The 21,610-nt window shown below is 71.4% G+C and carries 18 protein-coding genes; 5 read left to right on the plus strand and 13 right to left on the minus strand.

The genetic code is table 11. The annotated features are described in order from the left end of the window. Positions 1–8: 8 nt before the first annotated feature. From mraY to dinB, 9 genes are all read right to left on the minus strand, one after another. Positions 9–1,121 carry a phospho-N-acetylmuramoyl-pentapeptide-transferase gene (gene mraY, locus J2S35_RS01340; protein ID WP_309848980.1) on the minus strand — a complete coding sequence of 371 codons (1,113 nt, stop codon included), beginning with the start codon at positions 1,119–1,121 and terminating at the stop codon, positions 9–11. Then, positions 1,118–2,608: a UDP-N-acetylmuramoyl-tripeptide--D-alanyl-D-alanine ligase gene (locus J2S35_RS01345; RefSeq protein ID WP_309848982.1), complete on the minus strand. Its 1,491-nt coding sequence runs from the start codon at positions 2,606–2,608 to the stop codon at positions 1,118–1,120. The genes mraY and J2S35_RS01345 overlap by 4 nt, the downstream gene beginning before the upstream one ends. Continuing rightward, on the minus strand, positions 2,602–4,203 hold the full coding sequence (locus J2S35_RS01350; protein ID WP_309848984.1) for a UDP-N-acetylmuramoyl-L-alanyl-D-glutamate--2,6-diaminopimelate ligase: 1,602 nt from the start codon (positions 4,201–4,203) through the stop codon (positions 2,602–2,604). Before J2S35_RS01350 ends, J2S35_RS01345 begins: the two co-directional genes overlap by 7 nt. A 48-nt stretch (positions 4,204–4,251) precedes the next feature. Further along, the gene (locus tag J2S35_RS01355) at positions 4,252–6,081 is read right to left on the minus strand and encodes a peptidoglycan D,D-transpeptidase FtsI family protein (protein WP_309848986.1); all 1,830 of its coding nucleotides are present in this window, start codon (positions 6,079–6,081) and stop codon (positions 4,252–4,254) included. Then, positions 6,081–6,662, minus strand: coding sequence for a hypothetical protein (locus J2S35_RS01360; protein ID WP_309848989.1), 582 nt, complete (start codon positions 6,660–6,662; stop codon positions 6,081–6,083). The genes J2S35_RS01355 and J2S35_RS01360 overlap by 1 nt, the downstream gene beginning before the upstream one ends. 81 nt (positions 6,663–6,743) lie before the next feature. Next, positions 6,744–7,736: a 16S rRNA (cytosine(1402)-N(4))-methyltransferase RsmH gene (rsmH, locus tag J2S35_RS01365; protein ID WP_309848992.1), complete on the minus strand. Its 993-nt coding sequence runs from the start codon at positions 7,734–7,736 to the stop codon at positions 6,744–6,746. 146 nt (positions 7,737–7,882) lie between these two features. Next, the gene (gene mraZ, locus J2S35_RS01370; RefSeq protein WP_309848995.1) at positions 7,883–8,314 is read right to left on the minus strand and encodes a division/cell wall cluster transcriptional repressor MraZ; all 432 of its coding nucleotides are present in this window, start codon (positions 8,312–8,314) and stop codon (positions 7,883–7,885) included. A 277-nt stretch (positions 8,315–8,591) separates the two neighbouring features. Then, complete coding sequence (locus J2S35_RS01375; protein ID WP_309848998.1) at positions 8,592–8,978, minus strand: DUF3040 domain-containing protein; 387 nt, start codon at positions 8,976–8,978, stop codon at positions 8,592–8,594. Between the two features lie 59 nt (positions 8,979–9,037). After that, positions 9,038–10,264, minus strand: a complete 1,227-nt coding sequence (gene dinB / locus J2S35_RS01380; protein WP_309849000.1) for a DNA polymerase IV — start codon at positions 10,262–10,264, stop codon at positions 9,038–9,040. Positions 10,265–10,319: 55 nt separating this feature from the next. Between dinB and J2S35_RS01385 the strand changes: the two genes are divergently transcribed. Continuing rightward, positions 10,320–11,435, plus strand: a complete 1,116-nt coding sequence (locus J2S35_RS01385) for a polyprenyl synthetase family protein (protein WP_309849002.1) — start codon at positions 10,320–10,322, stop codon at positions 11,433–11,435. A 27-nt stretch (positions 11,436–11,462) separates the two neighbouring features. Here the strand turns inward: J2S35_RS01385 and J2S35_RS01390 are convergent, their stop codons facing one another. Continuing rightward, positions 11,463–11,831, minus strand: coding sequence for an Rv2175c family DNA-binding protein (locus tag J2S35_RS01390; RefSeq protein ID WP_309849005.1), 369 nt, complete (start codon positions 11,829–11,831; stop codon positions 11,463–11,465). Between the two features lie 255 nt (positions 11,832–12,086). Here J2S35_RS01390 and J2S35_RS01395 point away from each other — a divergent pair, with 255 nt between their 5' ends. Further along, on the plus strand, positions 12,087–13,334 hold the full coding sequence (locus J2S35_RS01395) for a transglycosylase SLT domain-containing protein (protein WP_309849008.1): 1,248 nt from the start codon (positions 12,087–12,089) through the stop codon (positions 13,332–13,334). Between the two features lie 102 nt (positions 13,335–13,436). Next, complete coding sequence (locus J2S35_RS01400; protein ID WP_309849010.1) at positions 13,437–15,167, plus strand: protein kinase domain-containing protein; 1,731 nt, start codon at positions 13,437–13,439, stop codon at positions 15,165–15,167. A 95-nt stretch (positions 15,168–15,262) separates the two neighbouring features. Here J2S35_RS01400 and J2S35_RS01405 read toward each other — a convergent pair whose 3' ends face one another. Beyond that, positions 15,263–16,702: a class II 3-deoxy-7-phosphoheptulonate synthase gene (locus J2S35_RS01405; RefSeq protein ID WP_380083645.1), complete on the minus strand. Its 1,440-nt coding sequence runs from the start codon at positions 16,700–16,702 to the stop codon at positions 15,263–15,265. Further along, positions 16,699–17,502 carry a lysophospholipid acyltransferase family protein gene (locus J2S35_RS01410; RefSeq protein WP_309849012.1) on the minus strand — a complete coding sequence of 268 codons (804 nt, stop codon included), beginning with the start codon at positions 17,500–17,502 and terminating at the stop codon, positions 16,699–16,701. Before J2S35_RS01410 ends, J2S35_RS01405 begins: the two co-directional genes overlap by 4 nt. Before the next feature lie 77 nt (positions 17,503–17,579). Between J2S35_RS01410 and J2S35_RS01415 the strand changes: the two genes are divergently transcribed. Continuing rightward, a complete protein-coding gene (locus J2S35_RS01415) occupies positions 17,580–18,398 on the plus strand; it encodes an alpha/beta hydrolase (RefSeq protein ID WP_309849016.1) in 819 nt (272 codons plus the stop codon). Positions 18,399–18,553: 155 nt separating this feature from the next. Here J2S35_RS01415 and J2S35_RS01420 read toward each other — a convergent pair whose 3' ends face one another. After that, entirely contained in the window at positions 18,554–19,558 is a 1,005-nt protein-coding gene (locus J2S35_RS01420; RefSeq protein WP_309849019.1) for an ROK family glucokinase, read from the minus strand. A 141-nt stretch (positions 19,559–19,699) separates the two neighbouring features. Here J2S35_RS01420 and J2S35_RS01425 point away from each other — a divergent pair, with 141 nt between their 5' ends. Beyond that, positions 19,700–21,511: an AMP-dependent synthetase/ligase gene (locus J2S35_RS01425; RefSeq protein WP_309849022.1), complete on the plus strand. Its 1,812-nt coding sequence runs from the start codon at positions 19,700–19,702 to the stop codon at positions 21,509–21,511. The last annotated feature ends 99 nt before the right edge of the window (positions 21,512–21,610 follow it).

The raw sequence follows: 21,610 nt of genomic DNA on the forward strand, positions 1-21,610 counted from the left end.
TTCTTGAGTCACGAGAGCTTGACCACCCAGTCGAAGTAGAAGATGCCGAGCCCCACGGCCACGAAGAGGCCCGCGAGGATCCAGAAGCGGATGACGACGGTCACCTCGGCCCAGCCGAGCAGCTCGAAGTGGTGCTGGAGCGGCGCCATCTTGAAAATGCGCTTTCCGCCCGAGAGCTTGAAGTAGCCCACCTGGAGGATGACCGAGAGCGTGATGAGGACGAAGAGGCCCGCGATGATCGGCAGGAGCAGCTCGGTCCGCGAGAGGATCGCGAAGCCTGCCACCGCACCGCCGAGCGCGAGGGAGCCCGTGTCCCCCATGAAGATCTTCGCGGGCGAGGCGTTCCACCACAGGAAGCCCACGAGGGAGCCGCAGAGCATCGCGGCGATGGCTGCGAGGTCCATGGGGTCCCGGGTTGTGTAGCAGGCGGCGGCGATCTCCCGCCCGCCCCCGCACGCCTGGTTGGACTGCCAAATGCCGATGAGCAGGTAGGCGGTGAAGACCATGATCGCGGCTCCGCCCGCAAGCCCGTCCAGCCCGTCTGTCAGGTTCACGCCGTTGGACGCGGCCGTGACGATGAGGTTGGACCAGATGACGAAGAGGATCGTGCCGAGAACAGTGCCCGCGAAGGCGAGGTTGAGCACCGGGATGTCCCGCTGGAACGAGATGAGGAAGGACGCCGGGGTCAGGCCGCGCTCGTTCGGGAACTGCAGCGCCAGCACGGCGAAGACGACGCCGATTCCTGTCTGGAGGAGGATCTTGCCCATCGGAGACAGCCCGAGGCTGCGCTGATTGGTGATCTTCTTCGCGTCGTCAATGAACCCCACGAAGCCCATGCCGGCCATGAGGAAGAGCAGGAGCATGCCGGAGGCGGTCGGGTGGAACCCCGTGCCGCGGATCGCCCCGACGAGGGCGTGGGAGAGGAAGTAGGAGACGACGACGGAGCCGACGATGAGCGCGCCGCCCATGGTGGGCGTCCCGCGCTTGGTGTGGTGCTCCTGCGGGCCGTCGTCGCGGACGAACTGCCCGTAGCTCTTTTTCACGAGGAAGGCGATGAAGAACTTCATCCCAACGATCGTGATGAGCAGGGCGAGTGCACCGCCGATCAGAAGAGTAATCACGGTGTCTGCGCTCCTTGCTGATCACGGGTCGTCTCGTTCGCGCCCGTGAGCCATGCTATCCGATCCCCCAGTTCGCGCAGCCGAGAGTCGCGCGAGGACTTGAAGAGGACGAGGTCTCCGGGGCGGAGCTGGTCCTCGAGAAGGGCCTGGGCCTCGTCGAGGTCCGCGACGTGCACGGCTTCGTCCCCCCAGGAGCCCTCCATGACGGCGCCGTTCCACAGCGGGCGCGCGAGAGGGCCCACCGCGACGACCTTCGAGATGTCGAGCCGGACGGCGTAGCGGCCGATGGCGTCGTGCTCCTCGATGCTCGCGTCCCCGAGCTCGAGCATCCCGCCGAGGACGGCCCACGTGCGCCGCCCCTCGGCCATGTCGGCGAGGGCCCGCAGGGCCGCCCGCATGGACTCGGGGTTGGCGTTGTAGGCGTCGTTGATGACGGTCACGCCGTCCGGCCGGTCCGTGCGCTCCATGCGCCACCTGCTCGCCGCCTTCTGCTCAGAGAGGGAGGCGACGACGTCGGCCAGAGGCACGCCGAAGGAGAGGGCGATCGCGGCCGCGGCGAGGAGGTTGACAATGTGGTGAGCCCCGATGAGCTGGGACTCCACCCGCCCCCGCTCCCCGTCCGGGGTCACGAGGTCGAAGCTGGGGCAGCCGCCGGCGCGCGACTCGACGGCCGTGGCCCGGAGGACGCGGGCGCCCGGGTGCTGGGCGCGGATCTCCTCGTCCGTCAGGGCGTCGTCGCTCGTCAGGGCGAGGACCCCGGCCCGGGTCCGGGTGCGCATGGCCCACACGAGCGGGTCGTCCGCGTTGAGCACGGCCGTGTCCCCCGGCTCGAGGGCCTCGACCATCTCGCCCTTCGTGCGGGCGATGTTGGCCACGCCGCCGAATTCGCCCGCGTGCGCGCTGCCCACGCCGAGGACGACGCCGACGTCCGGCTTGGCGATGGACGTCAGGTACTCGATGTTGCCGACGCCGTTGGCGCCCATCTCGAGCACCATGAAGCGGGTCTCGGCCTCGGCGCCGAAGATCGTCAGCGGGACGCCGACCTCGCCGTTGTACGAGCCGATGGGTGAGACGGTGTCCCCGATCCCGCGGAGGATGCCCGCCGCGAGGTCCTTCGTCGTCGTCTTCCCGGCGGAGCCGGTGATCCCGGCGATCTTGACGTCCCCGCGCTCCCGCAGGAGGGAGACGACGGCGCGGGCCACCGCGCCCATGGCGAGCACCGCGTCCTCGACGACGACGCCGGGCAGGGTGGCGCCATTGGCCTCGACCTCCCGCTCGCCGAGCACGAGGACCGCGCCCGCCTCGACCGCGGCGGCGGCGAAGTCGTGCCCGTCCGCGTGCTCGCCCGGCTTGGCGATGTACATGAACCCGGGCTCAACGAGCCGGGAGTCGGTCGTCGCGCCCGTGATGGCGAGCTCGCGCGCGACACTGCCCACGAGCCGGCCCTGCGTGGCGTCGGCGATCTGTCCTGCGGTGATGCTCAGCATTCGGCACCGTCCTTGCGTGTGGTCTGGTCAAGAGTGGGGTATCCCGCGCGGCGGAGGGCGGCGGCGAGCTCCTCGCGGTCGTCGAGCGGGATGTCGACGCCCGCCACGTCCTGCACGGTCTCGTGCCCGCGGCCCGCAACGAGGATCGCGTCCTTGGGCCCCGCGAGCTCCACGGCCCGGGCGATGGCGTCGGCGCGCGGGTGCACCTCCTCGATGCTCGCGCCGGTCCCGGCGGCCCTGGCGCCCTCGAGGACGGCCGCCCTGATGCTGGCGGGGTCCTCGCCGTGCGGGTCGTCGTCGGTGACGATGACGATGTCCGCGCCCTCGGCAGCGATCCGCCCCATGGCGTGGCGCTTGCTCGGGTCCCTGTCCCCCGTGGCCCCGAAGACGAGAATGCGCCGCTCCCCCGCAACGGAGGCCAGCGCGCGCTCCAGGGCGTCGGGGTTGTGGGCGAAGTCCACGATGGCCGCCGGGCTCGTCCCGATGACCTGCATGCGCCCGGGGACCGTCACGGCCAGGCCGCTGCCGTCCGCGAGCACGGGCGCGAGCTGCGCCGCCGACACCCCCGACGCGAGGAGCATGGTCACGGCCAGGGCCGCGTTGGCGACGTTGAACGCACCGGGCAGCGGGAGAACGACCTCGAGCCGCTCGCCCCGCCACTCGAGGGTGAAGCGGCTGCCCAGGCCCTCCTGCGCCACGTCGGTGACGCGCGCGTCCGCCTCCCCCTCCAGAGAGAGGGTGACGACGACGGCGCCTGCGGCCCGCGCGGCCTCCGCCATGCGGTGGCCCCATTCGCCGTCCGCGAGGATCACCGCGGCGGCGGAGCGGGCGGGCTCGAAGAGCTGGGCCTTGGAGGCGAAGTACTCCTCCATGGTCCCGTGGAGGTCCAGGTGGTCCTGGGTGAGGTTGGTGAAGCCGGCCACGTCGAAGCGGATGCCGTCCACGCGCCGGTAGTCGATGGCGTGGGAGGAGACTTCCATGGCCGCGCCCGTCACGCCGTTCTCCGCCATCCGGGCCAGGATGCCGTGAACGTCCGGGGACTCCGGGGTCGTGAGCACCGACGGAATGGCTTCCTCGCCGGCGCGGATCTCGATGGTGCCGATCACCCCCGTGCTGCGTCCCAGGGCGCGCTGGAGGGAGTTGAGCATGTACGTCGTCGTCGTCTTCCCGTTGGTGCCCGTGACCGCGAAGAGGGGGAACGCGCGCTCTCCCGTGCCGAAGACCTCGGCGGCGAGCGGACCGGCCCAGGCCCGCAGGCCCGAGGGGACGACGGCGAGGGCAACAGCGCGACCGGCCTCGGCGGCGGCCGCCTCGACCCGCGCCCGCCCGGCCTCGTCCGTGACGATGCATGAGGCTCCTGCCGCGATGACGGCGGGGGCGAAGTCCGCCCCGTGGCGGGCGGCACCCGGCAGGGCGACCCACAGGTCCCCGGGCTGCACGGCGCGGGAGTCCAGGGCGACGCCCGTCACCTCGGCGTCCCCGGCCACCTCGACATCCGCTGTGCCGAGCCGGGCGGCGACGGCCTCGATGAGGGACCGCGCATCGACGGCGCGCGCGGTGCGGGGCCGCATCCGGGAGGTGGGGGAAGAAGTCATCGTGGTCTTTCGTGGGAGGGAACGGGGTGAGGGCGGGCCGGGCTCCCGCTAGTGGGAGAGCGAGCCCTCGTTGGGCGTCTTGTCGGAGAACGTGCGGTAGAGGTCGGGTTTCGTGGTGGACGGGCTGACGCCTCGCTGCTGGAGCGCGCGCTCCATGATCCGGGCGAAGACCGGGCCCGTCTGGGCCGAGGTGATCTCCTGCGTCCTGGCAATGGTCACCACGACAACGTACTTCGGGTCCTCCGCCGGGGCGAACCCGGCGAAGGAGATCGTGTAGGCGTCATAGGTGCCGGAGGACCCCACGGACTCGGCCGTTCCCGTCTTGACCGCCACACGGTAGTTCTTGAGGGCGCCGGTCTGGCCGGAGCCGTCCACCGTGACATTCTCCATCATGCGGTTCAGCTCAGCGGCCGTCTTCTCCGAGATGACACGCTCGGCCGGCGCGGCCGGCGCCGGGGTCTCCGTGCCGTCCGCGTCCACCGTCGACTTGATGAGGCGCGGGGACACGCGCACGCCGCCGTTGGCGATCGTCTGGTAGATCTGCGCCGTCTGCACGGCGGTCTGCGTGTAGCCCTGGCCGAAGGAGATCGTGTACCGCTGGCGCGGGTCCCACTTGTCCGGGGTGCGGAAGATGCCGGTCTGCTCGCCGGGGAATCCCGTTCCCGTGGTCTGGCCGACGCCGAACTTGCGGAACCAGTCGTACTCCTGCTGCGGGGTGAGCTTGGCGGCCACCTGGACGGTGCCCGTGTTGAGGGACCGAGCGAGGACGCCGGCCGCCGTGCGCTGCCACGTGGGGTGGTCCTCGTAGTCCTTGAACGTCTCGCCGTCAATCGTGTACCGGTTGGGCGTGGTGATCGGCGTCGTCGGCGTGATCTTGCCCTCCTCGAGGGCCGCGGCGAACGTGACGATCTTCGAGGTCGAGCCGGGCTCGAAGCTGTTGACGAAGCCCATCGGCTGGAGGCCCGCGGTTCCCTTGAAGCGGGAGAGGTCGTTCGGGTCGACGGTGACGTTGTCTGCCGAGGCGAGGATCTGCCCGGTCTTGATGTCGAGGATCATCGCATTGCCCCACTCGCCGTTGAGCTTGCTCGTGGCGTCGGCGATCTGCTGCTGCGCGTAGGCCTGGAGATCCGCGTCGATGGTCAGCTTGACGCTCTTGCCGTCGACCGCTGGCTGCAGGTCGCTCGTGCCGTACGGGTTGCGGATGCCGTCCCGGCCGATCTGGAAGGCGCGCTTGCCCGGCGTGCCCTGGAGCGTCTTGTCCTCCATGAGCTCCACTCCGCCGAGGGAGGACTCCTGGTTCCGGTATCCGACGATGGACCCGCCCACGGAGCCCATGGGGTACTGCCGCTCGTCCCGCTCGTCCGCGTAGACGCCGGGCATGCGCACGGCGAGGATCTCGTCCTTCTGCTTGGGCGTGGCCCCCTGGAAGACGTAGGCGAACGTGCGAGTGCCCGTGACCGCGCGCTGGACCTGCTGCTGCTGGATCCCGAGGATCTTGGCGATCTCCTTGGACGCCTGCGCGACGGTCACGGTCTCCTTGGCCGTCTTGCCGTCGCTTGTGGGCACGCTCCGCTCGAACGACGTGCGCATCTCGCCCCCCTTGCGCAGGCGGGTCTGGTCCACGACGATGTCGTAGCGCTCCACCGAGTGGGCGAGGACGCGCCCCCTCGTGTCGAGGATCTCCCCGCGCTGGGCGGGGATCGCCTGGACGCTGGTCTTGAGGACCTTGCTGGCGTTGTCGGCGGGGTCGAGGATCTGGAGCCAGAAGAGTCGTCCGCTGAGGAGCAGCGCCACGATGAGGAAGCCCGCGATCGTGAACTGCATGCGGGTACGGGAGGCCCGGCTGTACGAGCCAGGCAGCGGCGCGCCGTGGGACATCAGTTCTTCTTCGGCGTCGCCTTGGTGACCACGGGCTGCTGCGCCGGGGCGGGGACGGTGCCGCCGTTGAGGTCAGCGCCGCTCACGCCGGTCTGGGTCTCTTTGACTCGCTGGGCGTCGATCGTCGGGTCCACCCCGGCTTTGGTCCGCGGCGCAAGCGGGGCGGCAATGGCCGGCAGGCTGCCCTCGGCCTGGGTCACGGCCTGGTTCGAGGTGATCTTGCCCGTCTTGACGTCCACCACGGAGAAGCTGGTGCTGTTGACGAGCCCGAGCTTCTGGGCCTTGGCCGCGAGCACCTGCGGGGCCTCGGCGTTGTCCAGGGTCTCCTGGAGCGCCGCGTTGGACTCCTGAAGCGCGGTCTGCTCGTTCTTGAGCTCCACGAGGCTGTACTGCTGGCGGGAGACAGTGATGTTGATCCCGAGAATGCACCCCACGGACGCCACGAGCAGGAGCACGGCAGCGATGAAGAGGCCACGGTAGCGGCGCGGGGCGATGCCCGGGACGACGGCGAGACTGTGGCTCTCGCGCTCTGCCCGCTCGGGGAGCGGGGCGGCGCTGACGGCGGCGGCTGCGAGGGTCATGTCAGAGGGCTCTCTTGACTCGGTGGGGACGGTGGCTCTTGGCGAGACGGGACGTGCCGGGCGAGGCGGGGTGAGTCGTGTTCATCGTCTCGCACGAATCCTCTCGGCGGCCCGGAGACGCGCGGACGCGGCCCGGGAGTTTTCGGCAATCTCGTCCTCGGTGGGCTTCTCGGTGCCGCGCGTGACGCGGGCGAGCTCCGGCTTGTGCTCCTCGAGCTCCACGGGCATGCCCTTCGGCGCCGTCGAGACGGAGAGGCGGACGATCTCGCGCTTGACGATGGCGTCCTCGAGGGAGTGGTAGCTCATGGCCACGAAGCGCCCTCCGAGCGAGAGCGCGCCGAGCGAGGCGGGGACGGCCCGCTCGAGGACCGTGAGCTCCTCGTTGACTTCGATGCGCAGCGCCTGGAAGGTCCGCTTGGCGGGGTGGCCGCCCGTCTTTCCGTAGGCGGCGGGCACCGCGTCCCGGATGACCTCGACCAGCTCGCCGGTGCGAGAGATGGGCCCCGTCTCGCGGCGGGCGACGATGGCGCGGGCGATGCGCGCGGCGAACCGCTCCTCGCCGTAGCGCCGGATGATCCGCGCGAGGTCCTCGAAGGAGTAGGTCTCGACGACGTCACGCGCGGACACGGCGTCCTCGCCGTTCATGCGCATGTCCAGGGGCGCGTCGAAGGAGTAGGCGAAGCCGCGCTCACGCTCGTCCAGCTGAAGAGAGGAGACGCCGAGGTCCATGAGGACGCCGTCGGCGCTCTCGATGCCGAGGTCGTCGAGGACGTCCTCGATCTCGTCGTAGACGGCGTGGACGAGGTCCGTGCGGCCGTCGAACGGGGCGAGCCTCTCCCCCGCGAGGGCGAGGGCCTGCGTGTCGCGGTCGATCCCGACGAGGTGGAGGTCCTCGTACCGGCTCAGGAGCGCCTCGGAGTGGCCGCCCATGCCGAGCGTCGAGTCGACGACGACGGGCGTGCGCCCCGCGGCCCGCGCCGCGAGAATCCCGGGCTCGAGCAGGGCGATGCACCGCTCCAGCAGTACGGGCACATGGCGTTCGCTCGTGGGCTTGACACCGCTATCCTGCTCCATGACCCACCCCTCTCGGCGCGGCGCTCGGCCGTGGTCTCGTCGTCGTGCTCCGGATTGGCTACCGGCTGTCCAGGACCCACGCCGCTGCCCGCCTGGCTCAGGGGAAGTGAGTCAGGTTGACGGCGGCACGAGTCCTGGGCGTCCGGTCAGAAGATGCCCGGCAGGACGTCTTCATCGGTCTCTGAGAAGGCCGTCTCCTGCGCCGTGAGGTACGCGTCCCAGGCCGTCGCGGACCAGATCTCGGCCCTCGTTCCGGCGCCGATGACGGCGACCTCTCTGTCCAGGCCCGCGTACTCCCGCAGGTTTGCGGGAATGGTGATGCGGCCCTGCTTGTCAGGCGTCTCGTCTGAGGCGCCCGACAGGAACACGCGGATGTAGTCGCGTGCCTGGCGGCTGGAGATGGGTGCCTGGCGCATCTGCTCGTGAACGCGGGCGAATTCCTCCGCCGAGAACACGTACAGGCAGCGCTCCTGGCCGCGAGTCAGAACGAGGCCCTCTGAGAGCTCGTCCCGAAACTTGGCCGGAAGGATGAGACGCCCCTTGTCATCAAGGCGGGGCGAGTACGTTCCGAGGAACATCTGCACCGCCTTTCGCGAGTTGTCTCCAGGCTCCTCCTCTACGCCCCACTTTACTCCACTTTGCTCCCCGCACAAGCCGCAACGCGCCCGAGAAATCGAGAACCTCGCGCTCACTTCCGCGGGATTCCGGGGCTTTCAGCGGGTGGAGGGAAGTGGGGCGCGGAAACCTCTCACGGGGAGTTCATAGGGGAGAACGACGACGGCGGCCCCTGCAGAGAGAGGCCGCCGTGGAGGCGAGTGGAGAGCGGTGGTGGACCGCCGTGGAGGGAAGTGGGGGTCAGCGGCTCCGGCGCTCGTCCCACCGGTCTTCGAGGGACCGCATGAAGCCGCTCGAGCGCTGGCGCCCGGCCTGGGCAGGGCGCTTGGAGGCCGGGCCCGCCGGCCGCGCCCCCGCCGTGATGCGGGGCGGCGTGACAGCAAGGTAGATGCCCGCCGCGAGCGCCGCGAAGCCGAGGACGCCCACGAGGATCGACTTGAAGAAGACGCCCGCAAGGAGCAGGCCCAGGCCGACGACTCCCGCGGCAAGCCCCATGAGCCGGGACCGTGCCGGGACGGGCCCGCGCGCGGCCGGCGCACCGAGCGTGGCCGCCAGACGGGGCTCCTCGGCGGAGAGCTGCTTCTCCAAGTCGGCCAGAACGCGCCGCTCGTGCTCAGACAGGGCCATGGTGATCCTTCGCTCGCAAGGGACGGTGCCCCGCATGCCCGACGCGGGGAATCGCCAGTTTACCGGCCCGAACCGGGCGGGGGCTGGGAACCGCCCCTGACGTCCCGGGACTCCCCCGCCGCCGGCGGCAGAATGCCCGCGACCGTGATCGCCGAGTCGCCGAACCGTGCCCTCACCGCGTCCATGGCCCCGTCCGCGCCGCTGGCCGCCTCTTCCTCGGCGAAGACGTCGAACTGCGCCCCGGCGTCGGCCGAGACGAGGCGATCCACGCGGATCGAAAGCAGGCGCACCCCGCTCTTGGCCGGAAGACCCGCCGCAAGGACCGGGGCCGCGAGGTCCCGCGCCGCCGAATAGATGAGGGAGGTGACGTTCGTGGGGTGCTCGAGCATCCGCGAGCGCTGGACGTCCGTGAAGTCCGCCCAGCGGATCTTCACGCTCACGCCCCGGCCGCTCAGGCCCTGGCGCCGCAGGCGCGAGCCCACGCGGTGCGCGATGTCGAGGAGCGCCGTGGCGGCCTCGTCCTCGCTCGTCAGGTCCTTCAGGAACGTGCGGTCCGCGCTGAGGGACTTCTCGGCGTGGGTCGGCTCGACGGGCCGCGGGTCGATCCCCCGCGCGAGCGCCTGGATCCGCACGCCGTTCTCCCCGAGCACGCGCCGCATGAGCCCTGCCGGGGCGTCGGCGACGTGGGCGATGGTCGAGAGCCCGTGCGCGAGCAGCGCCTCCCGCGACTTCGCCCCGACACCCCACAGCGCGCCGACGGGCAGGGGCCGCAGGAACTCCTCCGTCCGCTCGGCCGGCACGTAGAAGAGTCCGTCCGGCTTGGACTGGGTCGAGGCCACCTTGGCCACGAACTTCGTGGAGGCCACCCCGACGCTCGCTGTCAGCCCCAGCTCGTCCTTGATGCGGCGGCGGATCTCCCGGGCGATCGCGAGCGGGGGGCCGAACATCTTCTCCGCACCCGTGACGTCGAGAAACGCCTCGTCCACGGACAGCGGCTCCACGAGCGGCGTGAAGGAGCGGAAGATCTCCATGATCCTCGCCGAGTACTGCCGGTAGAGCTCGTGCCGGGGCTCTAGGACGACGACGCGCGGGTCCGCCCCTCGAGCCCGCGCGAGCGGCATGGCCGAGCGGATGCCCCGCGCCCGCGCCTCGTAGGAGGCGGAGAGGACCACGGAGCGCGGCCCGTCGAAGGCCACGAGGCAGGACGTCCCCCTCAGCTCGGGGCGCTCGAGAAGCTCCACGGACAGGAAGAACGCGTCCATGTCCACGTGCAGGACCTGCCTCACGCGGGCTCCTCTCGCCTAGAGTGGGTGTGATTGCGCACCGATCCCAAGGACCGTCATGACTGATTCTCACACGCAGCCTGCCGTCGGCGCAGACTCCGCCTTCCGGGGCCGTCTCGAGGCCCGCATCGCCGAGCTCTGCGAGGAGCGGGAGGCCCTCGCGGGGCGCCTCTCCCCTGACGCGGCCTCAATGGTGCGCCTGATCAGGCAGCTCGCGTCGGGCGGCAAGCGGGTCCGGGCGCTGCTCGCGTTCCACGCGCACTCGGCGTGCGGGGGCTCCCCGGAGGACCCGCGCATCACGGACCTCGGGGTGGCGATCGAGCTGTTCCAGGCGGCCGCCCTCATCCATGACGACATCCTTGACCGCTCTGACACGCGCCGCGGCGCCCCGAGCGTCCACCGGGCCTTCGAGTCCCTCCACCGGGAGGCCGGCTGGGGCCTGGACCCCGCGCGGTTCGGGGAGTCCGCGGCCATCCTCACGGGGGACCTCGCCCTGGCCATGGCGGACGAGACGTTCGCGCGCCTCGATGCCCGGGCGGGCTCCGCGCTGCGGGATCAGTTCGACACGATGAAGTGGGAGGTCATGGCCGGCCAGTACCTCGACATCGTCGAGGAGGTCTCGGCACCCGTCGTCGACACGGCTGACGCGGCCTCCCGTGCCATGACCGTCCTGCGGTACAAGAGCGCCAAGTACACCTTCGAGCACCCGACGGTCCTCGGCGCGCACCTCGCCGGGGCGTCCGCGGAGGACGCCAGGCGCCTGGCTGAGTTCGCGCTCCCCCTTGGGGAGGCGTATCAGTTGGCCGACGACGACTTGGGCGTGTTCGGGGACCCCGCCGTCACGGGCAAGCCGGCCGGGGACGACCTCCTCGAGGGCAAGCGCACTGTCCTCGTGGCGTTCGCCCTAGAGCGGGCCACGGAGGACGAGCGACGGGTGCTGGAGCACGTCCTCGGGAACCCGTCCGCGAGCCCAGGGGATGTCGATGCGGCGCGGGCCGTGCTCGAGTCCACGGGAGCCCGGGACCGCGCCCTGGCCGAGGCGCGCAGGCTGGTCGAGGACGGGCTCGCCCATCTGGAGCCCCTGTTCGGCGCGGCCGCCGCGGACCAGGCGCGGCTCGAGGGTCTTGACGCCCTCAAGGGGCTGGCCCTGGCCGCGGTCAGCCGCGTCCGCTAGACCTCGCCCGCAGTGTCAGACGCGCTCCTACCAGGCCAGGCTCTGGGCGCGGCGACGAATCTCCGTCTTGCGGCCGTCCACGAGGGCCTGAGCCGGCGTCCCGGGCAGGGACTCGTCCGGGGTGAACAGCCAGCGCAGCGCCGCCTCGTCGTCGTACCCCGCATCCCGGAGGACGGAAACCGTGCCCTTGAGGGAGTCGAGGACCTTGCCTTCCGCGAGGAAGGCCGCCGGGATCTTGCGCACCGGCGGCTCGCCGACACGCATGGCCAGGAGCGTCCCGTCCGCCACGAGGCGGTGGACGTGCGTCACGGGGACGTCGAGGATCTCGGCCACGTCAGGGAGGGTCAGCCACTCCGGGACGAGCTGGGACAAGGAATTTTCGGTCGTGTCAGTCACCCGCTCAGTCTATGCCGCGCGGGCCGCAGACCCGCGCGAGGACGGGGCACACGGCCCAGCGGCGGGCAGACGGCTGCGGCTCGAAGCCGCCTCCGAGGCCCCTTTCCTGTGAACTTCGGCCTAGTCTTCCAAGGTCACTGTCAGGTAACGTCAATGATCGGTTCGGGTGTGTCGCTTGCGAGACGCCCGGAGACGCAGTAAGGAACGGCCGGCCCGCGAGGGACTCGGTCCCCTCCCACTTCCCAAGGATGTCGCATGACCAACACCCTCGCCCGCCGCCGCCCTGCCGGTGCCCGCCGCATCGTCGGCCCCGCCGTCGCAGCCCCGGCCATCGCAGCACTCGCGAGCGTCGCCCTGGCCCAGACCGCCTCCGCCGCATCGACCTACACGGTCAAGCAGGGAGACACCCTCTCGGGAATCGCGCAGTCCAACGGCGTGTCCCTGCAGAACCTCATCTCCATCAATCGGATCACCAACCCGAACCTCCTCTTCCCCGGTCAGACGCTCAGCCTCTCCCGCCAGGCCGCGGCCGCCCCCAAGCCCGCCGTCAAGCCCGCCGCGACGAAGACCCCCGCCTCGACGGCTGCGGTCACCGTGTCCAAGCAGTACGTGGACCCCAAGGCCCCCTACCAGACGTGGCGCGTCTGGGACGCCGCGAAGAACGAGCACTTCATCCAGGCGACCGGCGCCCAGGCCAACGTCTACATCAACGTCTTCGTCGCCACGGGCAGCAAGAGCGCCGCCCGCGCCGCCGCGAAGCTCGGCCAGCCCGCGCCGACCGCCACCGCCCCCGTGAAGACCCCGGCGCCCGTGACGACCCCCGCCCCGACCACGGCCCCCGCCGCCACCAAGGCGTGGGTCCCGGCCAACGCGCCGTTCCAGACCTGGAAGGTGTGGAACGCGGCGGGCGAGGCCCACTACATGAGCGGAACGGGCAAGCAGGCCAACGCCTACATCAACGTCTACCTCGCCACGGGCGACAAGGCCGCGGCCCGCGCGGCCGCCCTCCGCCTCGGCCCGCTCACCGCCCCTGCGGCCACGACGGTTCCGGCCGCCCCCTCCACCCCGGCCGCCCCGGCCCAGGGCGGATCGACTGTGTCCTCGAACCTGCCCGTCGGCAGCGTCCAGGCGCTCGTCGCGCAGATCGCCCGCCAGTACGGCGTTGACCCCGCCCTCGCCCTCGCGTTCGCCGAGCAGGAGTCCGGCTTCCAGACGAACGCCGTCTCGAGCGTCGGCGCCCTCGGCGTCATGCAGATCATGCCTGCCAACCAGGCCTGGGTCTCGGGCCTCGCGGGCCGCCAGCTCAACCTGTACAACACGGTCGACAACATCACGGCCGGCGTCGTCATGATCAAGTACCTGCTCGCCACCTCCTCGAGCCGGGACAACGCCATCGCCTCCTACTACCAGGGTCAGGGCGCAGTCCAGATGTACGGTTGGTACGAGGACACGAAGCGCTACGTCGCGGGCATCAACTCCCGCTACGCCCGGTACGCGGTCTAACCCGCGCACCTGGGGCCGGCGGCGCGTTGGGGCGCCGCCGGCCTTTCTGTCCTCTGACGCCGCGTGCCCGCGCGGACGCACCAGACAGAACGGACGCCTCCCATGACCTCGCACCTCTCGGACGAACGCCGGCTTGTCGGCGCCACCGTCGACGGGCGGTACGAGATCCTCTCTGTGCTCGGTGTCGGCGGCATGGCCACCGTCTATGAGGCGCGTGACACCCGGCTTGGCCGCGCCGTGGCCGTCAAGGTCATCTCCCCCGCCCTCGGCGCGGACGAGTCGTTCCTGCGCCGCTTCGACACGGAGGCCCGCGCGTCCGCCCGGCTCGCACACCCGAATGTCGTCCATGTGCTCGACCGCAGCTCCGAGCAGTCTCTGCCCTATATCGTCTTCGAGCTCGTGCGCGGGCGGACGCTGCGCAGCCTCATCAAGGACGAGGCCCCGCTTCAGCAGCGGCAGGCGCTCCTCGTGTGGCGGCAGCTCATCGAGGGCCTCGCCCACGCGCACGAGTCGGGCATCATCCACCGGGACGTCAAGCCGGACAACGTCCTCGTCAGCGAACGCGGCGTCGCGAAGCTGACGGACTTCGGGCTCGCCCGCGCAGTCGCCGAGGCGAAGACGACACGCACGATCATGGGCACGGCCCGCTACGTGGCCCCCGAGGTCATCGCCGACGCCGCGAGCGATGTCCGCAGCGACCTCTACTCCGCGGGGATTCTCCTCTTCGAGCTCCTCACGGGGGACGCGCCGTTCACGGGGGCCAACCCCATCAATGTCGCCTACGCGCACGTGCACCGGGACGTCCCTGAGCCGTCTGTCCGGGAGCCCGGCATCCACCCTGAGGTCGACTCGCTCGTCACGTGGTGTTGCGCGCGCTCCCCGGAGCAGCGCCCGCAGTCCGCGCTCGACGTCCTCAGCGAGGTGGACCACATCCTCTCCCTCTTGCCCGCGGAGGCCCCTCGCCCCCGGCGCCCTCGGGCGCCTCGTTCCCCCGGAACCGCTCGCCTCGGCGGGCATCGGCATCCGCAGGCGACGACGGTGCTGGGCGCCACGGGAGCCCCGCCCCGCGCGACGACCCCCCTGGGACGGACCGGAGCCGCGGACCCGACCACCGCGCTCGGGGTCTCCGCCGCCGGGGCGGCTACGACCGCCTTGGGGGGTCCCGCCGCGCCGACCCAGGCACTGGGCGGGGGCGAGGCGCCGACGCAGGCGTTGGGCCGGCCCGCCGCGCAGACCCGGGCCTTCCGGGCCCCCGCCTCCCCGACGGTCCCGCTCGCCGGCGATGACCTCCGAACGCGTGCCCTCGCCCGCTCCCAGGGGCCCGGCGATGCGGCCCGGCCCGGCGGGGCGGCGGGGCCCGGCTCTGCTGGCCGCGTCGCGGGCCCCCGCCCGGACCTGGGCCCGCTCTTGCTGGACCCCTCCGGCGAGGACGAGCCCCTCGATGACGCGGTCAGCGCGGAGCCACTCGCTCCGGCCCAGGCCGGTCCCACGCCGGGCGCCGGGCGTCACGGCGCCTCGCTCGAGGCCAGCACGGGTCCGAGCAGAGCCTCGGGAAGCCACGCCGAGCCGTCCGCACGACCATCCCGGCGCGAGGCGGCCGAGGCCCGCCGCTCCGCCCGCCGCCCTCAGCGCTCCGTCCGCGGCGGCATGGCCGGCGGCGTCGCCGCCCTCGTCATCCTCGTCCTCGTGGCCCTCGCCGTGGCGGTCGGCGTGACGCTCGGCCTCAACCTCATGGGCAGCATCCTCGACGGCGGGTCCATCTCCGTGCCGCCGTCCGTCGTCGTCTCCTTGGAGCGCTTCGCGGAGGCCGTCAGGCTGGCCGCCGGCCGCTGACCCACGCGGACTCCCATGCTCGCCTGGCCGCCCAACGCGAAGGGCCCCGCCCCGCTGAGACAGCGGAACGGGGCCCTTGGCCGGAGGCGGGGGCGTCAGCGCGAGGCGGTCCCCTTGGCTGCGCGGGCGCCGCCCTTGGCGAGCTGCTCCGCCACGAGGAACGCCAGCTCGAGCGACTGCTTGTGGTTCAGGCGCGGGTCGCAGAGGGACTCGTACCGGCCCTCGAAGGCGGCCTCGTCGATGGGATCGGCGCCGCCGAGGCACTCGGCCACGTCGTCGCCCGTCATCTCGACATGCAGGCCGCCGGGGACGGTCCCGAGGGCCTCGTGCACCTCGAAGAAGCCCACGACCTCGTCGACGACGTCGTTGAACCGGCGCGTCTTGTACCCGTTCTCGCTCGTGACGGTGTTGCCGTGCATCGGGTCCGTGATCCACAGGGGCGTGGACCCCGTGGAGCGGGCGGCCTCGATGAGCCGCGGCAGGTTCTCGCGGATCTTGCCCGCGCCCATGCGGCTGATGAAGGTCAGGCGGCCCGGCTCCCGCTCGGGGTCGAGCTTCTCGATGAGGTCGGTGACCTCGGCGGCCGTCGTCGTCGGCCCCAACTTGACGCCGATGGGGTTGCGGACGCGCGAGAGGAAGTCGACGTGAGCGCCGTCGATCTCCCGGGTGCGCTCGCCGATCCAGAGGAAGTGGCCGCTCGTGGCGTACGGGAGGCTCGTGCGGGAGTCGAGGCGCGTCAGGGCACGCTCGTAGTCGAGGAGGAGCGCCTCGTGGCTCGCGAAGAACTCGACGCGCTTGAGCGCCTCGAAGTCCGTGCCGCAGACGCCCATGAAGTCCACAGCGCGCTCGATCTGCGCGGCCATCGACTCGTACCGGGCGTGGGCGGGGTTGGACATGAAGCCGCGGTTCCACTGGGACACGGCCCGCAGGTCCGCGAAGCCGCCCGTGGTGAAGGCGCGCACGAGGTTCAGGGTCGAGGCGGACGTGTGGTAGGCCTTGAGCATCCGGGCCGGGTCCGGCTCGCGGTCCTCCGGCGTGAAGGGGAAGCCGTTGACGATCTCGCCGCGGAAGGCCGGCAGGGTCACGCCCTCGCGGGTCTCCGTGTCGCTCGAGCGCGGCTTGGCGAACTGGCCGGCCATGCGCCCGACCTTGACCACGGGCACGGAGGCGGCGTAGGTGAGGACGACGGCCATCTGCAGCAGCGTGCGGACCTTCGCGGAGATCGCGTCCGCCGTGGAGCCGGCGAACGTCTCGGCGCAGTCGCCGCCCTGAAGGAGGAAGGCCTCGCCGCGGGCCGCCGACGCGAGGCGCTCGCGAAGGATGTCGACCTCACCGGCGAAGACGAGCGGCGGCAGGGCCGAGAGCTCGCGGACGACCTCCGCGTGGGACGGGTGCTCCGCCCAGTGAGGCTGCTGGCGGACCGGCAGGGAGCGCCACTCGTCCAGCCCCGGATAGACTGCCGCGCCCGGCTGGGACAGCCCAGCGGAGACGTACGGGGATGACTGAGGACGGGGGGTGCTCTGCTCTGCGTTCACTCTTCTGACGATATCGCGGGCGCCGCGCCCGAGCGCGCATCATCGCTCTGCGCGGACGGTGAGTCCGAATCCTGGACACGCTCGAACGGGCGCGCGAGCCCCTCGAGGCGCGCCAGACGCCGCTGGAGGGCCTCGGCCTTGACCTGGGCCGCATACACGTCCACGTACTCCTGGCCGGAGAGCCGCATGAGCGCGGCCATGATCTCGTCCGTCATGGTCCGCAGCGTGGCGTGGTCGTCGATCTTCCCCGCGAACCGGCTGAAGTCCAGCGGCTCGCCGATGATCAGGCCCACGCGGCGCACGCGCGGGATCTTCCGGCCGATGGGCTGGACCTTGTCCGTGCCGATCATCGCGACCGGGATGACGGGGACGCCCGTCTCGAGCGCCAGGCGCGCCACGCCGATCTTGCCCTTGTAGAGGCGGCCGTCCGGGCTGCGCGTGCCCTCGGGGTAGATGCCGAGCAGCTTGCCCTGGCGGAGCGTCTCCGCCCCCGCCGCGAGCGAGGAGAGGGACGCGCTGCCGCCAGACCGGTCCATGGGGATCTGGTTGGACGCCTGGAAGAACTTGCGCGTCAGCGTGCCCTTGAGGCCCGTCCCCGTGAAGTACTCGCTCTTGGCCAGGAAGGACACCGGGCGGGGCACGGCAAGAGGCAGGAAGATCGAGTCCGAGAAGCTGAGGTGGTTGCTCACCAGGATGGCCCCGCCCTCTTCGGGAATGTTCTCGAGCCCCTTCACCCAGGGGCGGAAGACGGCGTTGACGGCCGGACCGATCACGACGGTCTTCATGAACCAATAGAACACGAGCGGTCCTTCCACATCATTGGAGCGGGGAATCAGCTGTACCCATCCTAGAGAACATCTCGTGGCACGATGTGGCCATGACACATTCGCCCGCCACCGGCTCCCCCGACCCACGCGCCACCGGCCCCCTCGCCGGCTTCGACGAGACGAGCGAGGCCGCGTTCCGCCCCTATTCCTTCGACGCCCCTGGCCCGCGCGAGGGCCGCACCGGCGTCCTCGTGATCCACGGCTTCACCGGCTCGCCCACCTCGGTCGCCCGGTGGGCGCGGACCTTCGCGGACGCGGGCTTCAGCGTGCGCCTGCCCCTCCTGCCGGGGCATGGGACGACGCCGGATGAGCTTCGGCGCAGCCACCGCCGCGAGTGGGTCGAGGCGGCCGCTGCCGCGCACGCCGAACTGGCGGAGACGTGCGACCGGGTCGTCGTCGCAGGCCTGTCCATGGGCGGCACGCTCGCCCTCCACCTCGCGGAGACGCTCGATGTCGCGGGGGTCATCCTCGTCAACCCCGCCCTCGTGCTGCGCGAGGCGGCCGCCCGCCTGGCGCCCGCCCTGCGGTTCGTGGTGCCTTACACGAGCGGGATCAGCAACGACATCGCCCGCCCCGGCGCCGACGAGCGCGCGTACTCCCGCACGCCAGTGGCCGCCGTCGCCCAGCTTGTGGCGCTCATCCGCGAGACGCGCGCCCGGCTCGAGTCCGTCTCCGCCCCCGTGCTCCTCTTCGTCTCGGAGACGGACGCCGTCCTGCCGCCGGCGAGCGCGCAGGCGGTGCGGGACGGCGTGCGGTCGGACCTCGTTCGCGTGGTGCGCCTGCCGCGCTCGTACCACGTGGCGACGATGGACTACGACGCGCCGCTCATCGAGGCTCAGAGCGTCGCGTTCGTGCGCTCGCTCGCTTAAGCCGGGCAGGGCGGCTCGCCGGGCCTGACTGGCCAGAGCGCCCGACGGCGTCCCGATCGGCGCGGCCCCGCCGTCGCGGGCCCGAACAGGGCCTGGGGCGGTCTGGGCCTGGACCGGTCAGACCCCGAGGCCGTCAGCGGCTGGACCGGTCCACGTCACGGCCTGTGGGACTCCCCGCCCGCGAGCGCTGAACGGCGCGCGCTCTCCGCGGCGCCCACGAGCCCGGCGTCCGCGCCGAGGTCCGCGAGGACCACCTCGGCCACGGGCCTGAACCCGCGCCCCGTGAGGTTCTTGGCGAGGGCCTCCCGCGCGGGGCGGAGGAGCAGCTCGCCGGCGGAGGACAGCCCGCCGCCGATGACGAAGCGGCCGGGGTCAAGGGCCGCGGCCAGGTTGGCGAGGCCGATGCCCAGCCACTCGCCCACCTCTTCGACGAGCTCCTGGCAGAGCGGGTCCCCCTCGAGGGCGACGCGCGTGACGAGAGCGCCGTCCACGCGGCGGCCCTCCCGTGACGCGGCCTCCGCGAGCGCCTGGACCCGGGGGCCGCCGGACTCGAACATCTCCCGCCCCAGGCGGCCGAGCGCGTTGCCGGACGCGTACTGCTCCCAGCACCCCCGGTTGCCGCACTCGCACACGTGCCCGCGCGGAACGAAGATCTGATGCCCGAACTCGCCTCCGACGCCCCAGCGGCCGCGCTCCAGCTGGCCGTCGTTGACGATCGCGCCGCCGATGCCCGTGCCGAGGGTGATGACGACGAGCCGCGTCTCGCCCTGCCCCGCCCCGAACTGGGACTCGGCCACGGCGGCGGCGTCGGCGTCGTTCATGACGATCACGGGGCGCCCAAGGCGAGCCTCCAGGGAGGCGCGGAGGGGCTCGTTGCGCCAGGCGAGGTGCGGGGAGAAGAGGACCGTGGAGTTCGTGAGGTCCATCCAGCCGGCCGCCCCGACGCCCACGCTCGAGACGCAGGAGTCCGCCGCGAGCTCGTCGACGAGGGTCGCGATGACGTTCTCGACCTCGCGCGGGGAGCTGCCCGGGGTCGGCAGGACGAGCTTCCGGCGGATCGTCCCGTCGCTCGCCACAAGGCCTGCGGCGATCTTCGTGCCGCCGATGTCAATGCCGATGGCGTCGCATGCGGCGTCTGCGGCGGAGTCTTTCTGAGTCATAGGGTCCCCAGTCTAGTGACACCGTCTCAGGGCACAGATTCAGCGATCCGCCAGCCTCCCCGGCGTAGAGTGAGACCTACGTGACAATTCGCAGGAACAATGACGTGCCCGCGCACCCTTGACCGAGGAGAAGAGAACGCCATGCAGGAAGTGTCGACCCCCCAGGAGACCGACATCCCCCGCTCGTGGAATTGCTCCGAGCTGCTCGAACGCCAGGCGGCCTCTCCTGAGAACCCGCCCCTCTTCTCGGTCCGCACCGGTGAGGACGGGTGGCGGGACATCTCGGCGTCCGAGTTCCGCGACCTCGTGGTCGCGCACGCCAAGGGCCTGGTCGCCCAGGGCATCAAGCCCGGGGACCGGATCGGCATCATGGCGAACACCCGCTTCGAGTGGGTCCTCATGGACTTCGCCATCTGGTATGCGGGCGCCGTGTCCGTCCCCGTCTACGAGTCCTCTTCCCCCAGCCAGGTCGCCTGGATCCTTGAAGACTCGGGCGCGGTCGGCATCGTCGTCGAGGGCCCGGCGCATGAGAACATCGTGCGCCACGCCGCCACGAGCGCGTCCCTGAAGGACCTCAACCACATCTGGCAGATGGACGACGACGGCCTGGCGGAGCTCGTCGACGCAGGCAGGGACGTCCCGGACGAGGAGATCGCCTCCCGCCGGGGCGCCGCCACCCTGGACGACCTCGCGACGATCATCTACTCCTCCGGCACGACGGGCCGCCCCAAAGGCTGCCGCCTCACGCACGGGAACTTCGTCCTCCTGTCCGAGTCCGCGCGCGAGGCCATCCCGGAGGTCGCCCGCTCCGGCGCCCGCACGATCATGTTCCTCCCGCTGGCCCACGTCTTCGCCCGCTACATCTCCGTCCTCGCGGTCCACGCGGGCGTCGTCGTGGCGCACACGCCGGACATCAAGAACCTCCTCACGGACCTCCAGTCGTACAGCCCGGACTTCCTCCTCGTCGTGCCCCGCGTGTTCGAGAAGGTCTACAACGGCGCGGCTGCCAACGCCGAGGCGAGCGGCCGTGGCAAGATCTTCAACGCGGCCGTGGCGACGGCCATCGCCTACTCCAAGGCCCGCCAGGACGGCCGCGTGGGCCTTGGCCTGCGCGCGCGCCACGCGCTCTTCGACGCGCTCGTGTACCGCAAGCTCCGCACGGCCATGGGCGGGCGCGTGACCCACGCCGTGTCCGGAGGCGGTCCGCTCGGCGAGCGGCTCGGCCACTTCTTCTCGGGCGTCGGCATCCTCATCCTTGAGGGCTACGGCCTCACGGAGACGACGGCGCCCGTGTCCGTCGGGGCGCCGTCATCGATCAAAATCGGCACGGTGGGGCTCCCGCTGCCGGGAAACTCCGTGTGGATCGCGGAGGACGGGGAGATCCTCGTCAAGGGCGTCTGCGTCTTCGAGGGCTACCACAACCGGCCCGACCTCACGGAGGAGGCCTTCGAGGACGGCTGGTTCCGCACCGGTGACGTGGGCACGCTCGACGAAGACGGCTTCCTGCGCATCACCGGCCGCAAGAAGGAGATCCTCGTGACGGCGGGCGGCAAGAACGTCGTCCCGGGCCTGCTGGAGGACGTGGTGCGGGCCAAGCCGCTCGTGTCCCAGTGCCTCGTTGTGGGAGACAACCGGCCGTTCGTGGCCGCGCTCGTCACCCTCGACTCGGAGGTTCTGCCGGACTGGCTCAAGCGCAAGGGCCTGCCCTCGATGACCCCGGCCGAGGCCGCGCAGAACAAGGACGTGCGGGCCGAGGTCGAGTCGTACATCGCCACGGCGAACGAGACTGTGTCCCGCGCCGAGTCCATCCGTGCGTTCGAGATCGTCGAGGACGACTTCACCGAGGAGTCGGGCCACCTGACCCCCTCGCTCAAGATCAAGCGGGCCAAGGTCATCGAGGACTACGACGACGTGGTGGAGCGCATCTACGCTCAGAAGAAGCCGACCTCGTAGGCGCGGCTGGCGCAGCAGCGCTGTCAAACTGCGTCAGAATTGATCAAACGACGTCAGGAATGAAGCGTGTTTCCGCGGGAAAGACCCGGGGAACATGAC

Origin of the sequence: Falsarthrobacter nasiphocae (assembly GCF_031456275.1) — a bacterium.
In the GTDB taxonomy this organism is placed as follows: domain Bacteria; phylum Actinomycetota; class Actinomycetes; order Actinomycetales; family Micrococcaceae; genus Falsarthrobacter; species Falsarthrobacter nasiphocae.

Excerpts from the sequence above, each read along its gene's own strand:
- J2S35_RS01345 (WP_309848982.1), bottom strand. The coding sequence starts at position 2,608 with ATGCTGAGCATCACCGCAGGACAGATCGCCGACGCCACGCAGGGCCGG.
- J2S35_RS01350 (WP_309848984.1), bottom strand. The coding sequence starts at position 4,203 with ATGACTTCTTCCCCCACCTCCCGGATGCGGCCCCGCACCGCGCGCGCC.
- J2S35_RS01355 (WP_309848986.1), bottom strand. The coding sequence starts at position 6,081 with ATGTCCCACGGCGCGCCGCTGCCTGGCTCGTACAGCCGGGCCTCCCGT.
- J2S35_RS01360 (WP_309848989.1), bottom strand. The coding sequence starts at position 6,662 with ATGACCCTCGCAGCCGCCGCCGTCAGCGCCGCCCCGCTCCCCGAGCGG.
- rsmH (WP_309848992.1), bottom strand. The coding sequence starts at position 7,736 with ATGGAGCAGGATAGCGGTGTCAAGCCCACGAGCGAACGCCATGTGCCC.
- mraZ (WP_309848995.1), bottom strand. The coding sequence starts at position 8,314 with ATGTTCCTCGGAACGTACTCGCCCCGCCTTGATGACAAGGGGCGTCTC.
- J2S35_RS01375 (WP_309848998.1), bottom strand. The coding sequence starts at position 8,978 with ATGGCCCTGTCTGAGCACGAGCGGCGCGTTCTGGCCGACTTGGAGAAG.
- J2S35_RS01385 (WP_309849002.1), top strand. The coding sequence starts at position 10,320 with ATGACTGATTCTCACACGCAGCCTGCCGTCGGCGCAGACTCCGCCTTC.
- J2S35_RS01395 (WP_309849008.1), top strand. The coding sequence starts at position 12,087 with ATGACCAACACCCTCGCCCGCCGCCGCCCTGCCGGTGCCCGCCGCATC.
- J2S35_RS01400 (WP_309849010.1), top strand. The coding sequence starts at position 13,437 with ATGACCTCGCACCTCTCGGACGAACGCCGGCTTGTCGGCGCCACCGTC.
- J2S35_RS01415 (WP_309849016.1), top strand. The coding sequence starts at position 17,580 with ATGACACATTCGCCCGCCACCGGCTCCCCCGACCCACGCGCCACCGGC.
- J2S35_RS01420 (WP_309849019.1), bottom strand. The coding sequence starts at position 19,558 with ATGACTCAGAAAGACTCCGCCGCAGACGCCGCATGCGACGCCATCGGC.
- J2S35_RS01425 (WP_309849022.1), top strand. The coding sequence starts at position 19,700 with ATGCAGGAAGTGTCGACCCCCCAGGAGACCGACATCCCCCGCTCGTGG.